The following is a 5363-nucleotide window of genomic DNA, read 5'->3' as shown; positions in this document are numbered from 1 at the left end:
ATACCAAAGCTCAAAATGGCTACGCCATTTTGAGCTTTGAAAACCCTTACTGGGTTTGTTTTTTAATTCACAAAAGTGTGACAACACTTTTGTGAATTGGTATGAAGGGATTGAGAAGAACTAAGTTTCTGAACTTAGTTCTTCTCGGAGGAGGGGTCAATTTCATGAACGGGGATTTCAATAGTAAACTCCGTTCCTTCAGATGAGGTATTGGTTAGCATCAATCTTCCGCCGTGGGCTTCTTCAACTATCTGGCGACTAATGGAAAGTCCGAGACCACTTCCTTTACCTACGGGCTTAGTGGTAAACAACGATTCAAAAATTTTGGACTGTAAATGGGGAGGGATTCCTAGCCCGTTATCCCGAATAGCGATCCGCACTCGATCGTGCAATTTGGGCTCACAATGGATCCATTCAGTCTTTACCCAAATAGTAGGCTGCTTAGCTTCTCCCCGTTTGACCATTGAGGCAGTGTAACCACTAGAGTGCAACGCATCGATCGCATTGGCTAATAAGTTCATAAATACCTGATTCAACTGTCCCGCATAGCAATCTATTTCGGGCAGCTTTCCATAATCTTTAACGATATGAATTTCTGGGAATTGATCGACAGCCTTGAGACGATGCCGTAGTAGCATTAGCGTGACTTCAAGCCCTTCTTCAATTTTAAATCTTACGCGACGTTCGGTATCAGATCTAGAAAATATGCGCAGAGAATTAGAAATATCCTTAATGCGATCGCATCCAACTCGCAGAGATTTCGTGAGTTTAGGTAAGTCCGCGATCAGAAAGTCTAGATCGATTGATTCCGCATGGTCGAGGATTCTATCGTTTGCCTGAGGAAATTCTGTTTGATAGAGTTGGAGATGATCGAGCAGGTTCGCAAATCCTTCTTGAGCCAAGGATAGGTTGCCGTTGATAAATCCTAAGGGATTGTTGATTTCATGGGCAATTCCAGCCATCAACTGACCAATACTAGACATTTTCTCGCTCTGCACCAGTTGCAATTGAGATCTTTGCAAGGTTTCTAAAGCTTGGGTTAATGCAGCCGTACGTTCTACAACCTGCTGTTCTAAACGTTGATTTTGTTCAGCGATCGCTTTATTGAGAAAACTCAACCTCAAATGCAGATTGACCCTAGCGATTACTTCTTCTTGTTGAAAAGGTTTCGTAATATAATCAACGGCTCCCAGTTCAAAACCCTTAACTTTTTCCATAGGATCGGCGAGGGCGGTCATAAAGATCACGGGAATATTCTGGGTTTTGGGATTAGAAAGTAGAGTCCGACAAGCTTCAAAGCCATCTATTCCTGGCATCATGACATCCATGAGGATGAGATCGGGATTTAGATATTCAGCTTGGGACAGAGCATTTTCGCCATCAATTGCTACTGAGACCGTAAAGCCGTGATTTTCCAGTGTTGTAGACAGTACTTCCAAATTGGTGGGATTATCATCCACAACTAAAATTGTACTCGTTTGCAATTGCTGCGATAGGTTATGAGGTTGATTAAAAGTCATAAAGCTTAATGATTTGCTCAGGATTAATTTTCTAAGGATTTATCGGTATATTGCTGAAGTACTTCTTGCAATCTTTTGATTTGATAGCTACTAGCAAGTTGGCGGAGTGGGCTAGTAAATGGAATAAGATTTGGATCTTTTTGCTCTAAGGTATCCAGTTGTTTAATGAAATTTTTGATTAATCCTTTGAGCGCTAAATCAAGTAAGATAAGCAGATCCTCCGACTCAGGTAAGACGATCGCAGGGGCGGGAATTGATGTCCCCGTAGCGGTGCTGGAGAGATCGTTTTCTAGAGAATTTTCCATAGATTTCATTGAATTGATAGATGAACTGCCCACAAAGGAAGAGGAATTCATGGGTTCTTCATAGATCCACTCCAAATTTAAATATTTCTTGAGCTTTAAAAATAGATCTTTTGATTGAATTGGTTTGGGAGTGAAGTCCGTACAGCCAGCAGTCAAGCTTTCTTGCAGATCGTCATCAAAGCTGCTTGCCGAGCAAGCAATGATTGGCACAGAGGCAAATCCCTCTTGCTGACGAAGCCGACGCGCCATCTCAAAACCATCCAAAACTGGCATGACCAGATCGAGCAAGATTAAATCTGGACGATTGGCGATCGCCTGTGCCAAGCCTTCTTGACCATCCTTAGCCTCAAACAATTCAAAGCCGATGTTTCGGAGCAAGTTAACCAAAAATGAGCGGTTGTCCGAGCGATCGTCTACAACCAAAATTTTCATTGGAGCCCCTTGATAGCCTGTAATTATTCGATTGGATTGAAATCGATTATTCGCCCAACCCGATGCCAGAGGAAATTCCAGATCGATCCAGAAGGTACTTCCTTCACCTAAACGGCTACTAACTTGAATGGTACTACCCATCAATTGCACGATTTTTTGGCTGATTGCTAAGCCCAGCCCCGTACCTTCAGATTGCTTCTTTTGATCTCCCACTTGTTGAAATGGAGAGAAGAGCTTAGTTAAGTTTTCGTCACTGATGCCTACTCCCGTGTCTTCGACTTGAAAACGCACTGTCGCGAAGGATTGGGTTAAGTCTCCATTGCTTGGAGATGATGACCTCGTTCCCACTAAGGATACCTTCATGGTTACTCCTCCCACATCGGTAAACTTCATGGCATTGCTGAGTAAATTGAGGAGAACCTGTCGTAGCCTCTTTTCATCGGAGCGAATGCCTATAGGAATATTGGGGCTAATCTGCACCAAAAAACTTATGTCTTTCTGGGAAGCTCTGACGGTGAAAATTTCGGTCACATCTTCTAAAAAAGCAGGCAGTGGCAAATCGGATATCTCCAATTCAATTTTTCCCGCCTCAACCTTAGCCAGATTTAGGACATCATCGATTAATGTCAGTAGGTGATCGCCACATCTCTGGATCACCTTAATCCCTTTTTGCCCATCTGTGTCGAGAGATTTAGATCTTTGCAAGATTTGCGCATAGCCAAGGATGCCATTGAGGGGCGTTCTCAACTCGTGACTCATATTTGCCAAAAATTCACTCTTAGCGCGATTAGCTTTGTCAGCAGCTTGTTTTGCTAATTCAAGGTCGTGGGTGCGTTCTTCAACTTTAACTTCCAAGTTTTTGGAGTAATCGAGGAGTTGATTGTTAAGGATTTCCAACTGTTGATTGGTTAATTCCAACTTTTGTTGCTTATAAGCATTGGTAATGGCGATCGCACTCATAATAAAAGCGCATAAAGGTGGCATGATCGGCACTAAAAGCCCATTCAGAAAACACAAGTAGCTCAAGCCAAATAACAAGCCAATCGATACGAAAGCCCCCCAAACCGCTCGTTCGCCTAAAATCCGCCCTTTGTCTTCGGCAATGCTAATCAAAATCCAAATCCCCCCAGTCCCCAGCATTGCCCAAACCACGATCCAGATTCCCTGCTCGATACTAGACCAACTATGAAGCCCTAATCGACCATCCTTCGCCGAACGAATGAGCTGACTGGCTATATTAGCGTGAACTACAACTCCTGGCGTACTTTTAGTTTGGGCGAGATTATCATAGGGGGTTGCAAAGAAATCATTAGTGCTAGGAGCCGTAGAACCAATTAGCACAATCCGATCGCGAATCAGATTGTCGGGAATCCTTCCTGCTAACACTTCGCGCATAGAAATAGTGGGAAAAGATGATAGCGAACCTCTCCAATTCAGGAGGATCTGATAGCCGCCTAAGTCTTCATTGCTATAGCCTCCTTCCCTATCTCTCATCGGTAGGAAAATGGTTTTCCCCAACCGAAATTTTTGCTGAGTCGCATCTACAGGCTCTAAGGTGATTTTCTCTGATTCTAGGTACTTTAGAGCCACTTGGGTGGCTAGCCCCGACTTAATCGTTTTGTTATCTCGTTGGTCTTCCGCCGTGAGCAGAGCCCGACGCACTTTCTGATCGCCATCTAAGACCAAATCGGCAAGCCCTACCTGTTCTTTTTGTTTTAACACCGCTGGCGGATCGACACGATCTCCAGTCATTTTCTCGACCCCAATCAGGGTCGGCGTAGTTTGAAAGATTTGCAGGATCTCTTGATGCCCTGGCTCCTCTGGCAAATTGCGATAGATATCCATCCCAATCACTCGAGGATTTTGCGATCGCAAATTTTCGATTACCTTCGCTAATATGCGATCGGGCACGGGCCAATTGCCTGCGGTTTTGATATCGGTTTCGTCGATCGTCACGATCACGATATTATTTTCGACGGACTCCCCAGGTCGCCATTGAAAAAACCTATCCCGAATCGCCCATTCGAGTAAATTAAAAACACCGAGCAAGTTGCCAGCAATGACAATAGCTGAAATGCTGGAACCTATAATTAAGACTCGTTTAGAGTTGCCGATAAATTTTTTGAGCCCTAATCTCATACTTACCTGTTTTTGATTTTTGAGTAGCCTAGCTCTTAATAAGTATCTCAACATAATTAAAATCCAGACCTCGAACCTGCGGCGCACGCTGCGCTTACGCCGCAGGTTCGAGGGTTTTATATTTAATTAAGCCCACTTACTTATGAAGAAGAAAGATGATAATTTATAACCATCTTTCTCCATTTTCTATAGAAATCTTGGCTTCATCAAAAGTTTGATTTTATTTTGTGATAGCCAAGCTGGTAAGTTGAGACAGTTGAACGGAGTCCAAAAGCTCTTTCCATTCCTTGGCAAGCAATTGATCGTTTGGCTGAGCCGTCCGCAAAGAAGACAGGATTGAGGCACTATCGTACCAAACTCCGTTAGCTGCCAAAATCGATGATTGCTGTAGAGATGTTTTGCCCTCTAAAGATTTAGCGAGATCGGCACTAGGCGTAATTCGCTTAATCCAACCATCAACAAAGGGACTGTTAGGGGTCAAGTTGCTTTCAAGTTTGAGAGCAAAAAACCACTGATAGTTTTTGTTAACTTCCAGAGCAGGGGCGTTCTCAGGCAACTGGATTGCCACAATCCCCTCTTTTCCTGACACTGGCACAGACATCTGATAAACCGTTTGCTTTGATTCATCCTTCAGACTAAAGACTGCCTCTTGAGCAGCACTAGCTGGGAGGTAAACCAAAATCGCAGGATGGGCAGATAAGGTTGTGCCATAGAAGGTTTGAGGTAGGACTGCCGCCATGAAAACAGGGCGATCGGCAATCAAATAAGAGCCGTAGGCATTGGTGCGAGAGGCTCCACCTGCTGTGCCAATGGGAGCAGAACTGCTAGGAGGAGGCGTAAAAGAGCTTCTAGATGCCCCACCAGCAGTTTGAGTTGGTGCAGAACTGGTAACAGGAGGTACAAAAGTACCGCGAGATGCTCCACCAGTAGTTTGAGTTGGTGCAGAACTGGTAGCAGGAGGTACAAA

The 5363-nt window shown here is 44.1% G+C and carries 3 protein-coding genes; all 3 read right to left on the bottom strand.

The features are described from left to right. Positions 1 to 134: 134 nt before the first annotated feature. Positions 135 to 1520, bottom strand: a complete 1386-nt coding sequence (locus tag AC805_RS06765; protein WP_055074710.1) for a response regulator — start codon at positions 1518 to 1520, stop codon at positions 135 to 137. 23 nt (positions 1521 to 1543) lie between these two features. Next, positions 1544 to 4396 (bottom strand): CHASE2 domain-containing protein, encoded by a 2853-nt coding sequence (locus tag AC805_RS06760; RefSeq protein ID WP_055074709.1) that lies wholly within the window; start codon positions 4394 to 4396, stop codon positions 1544 to 1546. Between the two features lie 220 nt (positions 4397 to 4616). Further along, positions 4617 to 5363 (bottom strand): DUF928 domain-containing protein (locus tag AC805_RS06755; protein WP_072143544.1); only part of this gene is annotated, 747 nt, incomplete at its 5' end.

This window comes from Pseudanabaena sp. 'Roaring Creek' (genome assembly GCF_001402795.1).
Lineage (GTDB): Bacteria > Cyanobacteriota > Cyanobacteriia > Pseudanabaenales > Pseudanabaenaceae > Pseudanabaena.
The sequence above is the reverse complement of the archived record's forward strand: the minus strand, read 5'-3'. Positions and strand labels throughout refer to the sequence as shown.